Origin of the sequence: Pseudomonas donghuensis (genome assembly GCF_000259195.1) — a bacterium.
GTDB classification, from domain to species: domain Bacteria; phylum Pseudomonadota; class Gammaproteobacteria; order Pseudomonadales; family Pseudomonadaceae; genus Aquipseudomonas; species Aquipseudomonas donghuensis.
In genome coordinates this window covers 68,527-69,440 of sequence record NZ_JH650766.1, presented here as the reverse complement: position 1 = coordinate 69,440, position 914 = coordinate 68,527, and the positions used below count along the sequence as shown (strand labels likewise).

The 914-nt window shown below is 62.4% G+C and carries 2 protein-coding genes; both read right to left on the bottom strand.

What is annotated here, in order from left to right; genetic code table 11:
* On the bottom strand, window positions 1-491 hold a 491-nt coding region (locus tag UW3_RS27035; protein WP_010223265.1), incomplete at its 3' end, for a CvpA family protein.
* 99 nt (window positions 492-590) lie between these two features.
* Window positions 591-914: SPOR domain-containing protein (locus tag UW3_RS29590; RefSeq protein ID WP_010223264.1), on the bottom strand; the 324-nt coding region annotated here is incomplete at its 5' end.

The following is a 914-nucleotide window of genomic DNA, read 5'->3' as shown; positions in this document are numbered from 1 at the left end:
CTGGTTAGCCACTGACTGGTGAACCCCAGAATGAGGTTTTTCGACCAGTCAGCTACCAATAGAAATTGTGGCAGGAGGCGAGACTCCTGCCACCACTGATCCTGTTGTACCGGCCCCAGGCTCAACAACCCGACGGCCACTACCACCAGCAAGGCCCCGCGGGCAGCGCCAAAGGCCATGCCCAGGAAGCGATCGGTCCCGGACAGCCCGGTGACGCGAATCAGCTCGCCGATGAGAAAGTTGATCATGGCCCCCACCAGCAGGGTGGCGACGAAAAGAATGGCGCATCCGCCAATGACCCGGGCCGAAGGCGTCTGGATATAGGCTTCCAGGTACTGCGACAGCGAGCCACCGAACATCCAGGCCACGGCACCGGCGATGATCCAGGTAAGCAGCGACAAGGCCTCTTTGACAAAGCCGCGCTTGAGACTGATCAGCGAAGAAATGGCGATGATCGCGAGAATCGCCCAGTCGACCCAGGTAAATGCCACAGTGGTGCCTGCAAACGGATAAGGCGGCGCATTTTACCAGAGCAACGGGCTGTCGGTAAGCAGTGATTTACCGCCCGGTGCGGGCCGGGCGGCAAGGGTTCAACTGCGCTCGGGTTGGAAGCGTACGACAAAGCCCTTGAGCTTCTGCTGGCGGTTGATCACATCACGCAGGCGCTCGGCCTCAGCGCGCTCGATCAACGGCCCGACATACACCCGGTTCATGCCTTCGGCCGAACGGATATAGGCGTTGTAGCCCTGGCTGCGCAGGGTTTTCTGCAGGTTGTCGGCACTGGCGCGGTTGGACAAGCTGGCCATCTGGATCGACCAACTGACCGGCAGGCCGTTGGCGTCGATCTTGCCCGCTGCCGGCTTGGGCGCCGTGGCGACCGTGGCCGCGGGCTTGGCCGGTGCCTTGGCTGGCGC